At 49.8% G+C, this 209-nt stretch carries 1 pseudogene; it reads left to right on the top strand.

The window, feature by feature from the left end:
- Positions 1-209 (top strand): annotated as a pseudogene (locus tag FH871_RS34690) (amino acid ABC transporter ATP-binding protein); the annotation flags it as partial.

Below are 209 nucleotides of genomic sequence, written 5' to 3'. Positions count from 1 at the left end.
ATGTTAGCTGGCCTTGAGACCATCGATTCTGGTCAGGTCATCTATCAGGGGCAGGAAGTCCCCCTCAATCACCTTGAGTCCGACAATATTCTGGGCTTCGTCTTCCAAGATTTTCAACTCTTTCCTCATTTGACGGTTCTGGAAAATCTGACCCTGTCTCCCATCAAGACCATGGGCGTGACTAAGGAGGAGGCTTCCAAAAAGGCCCA

Origin of the sequence: Larkinella sp. C7, from assembly GCF_006149005.1 — a bacterium.
Classification (GTDB): Bacteria; Bacteroidota; Bacteroidia; order Cytophagales; family Spirosomataceae; genus Larkinella.
The sequence above is the reverse complement of the archived record's forward strand: the minus strand, read 5'-3'. Positions and strand labels throughout refer to the sequence as shown.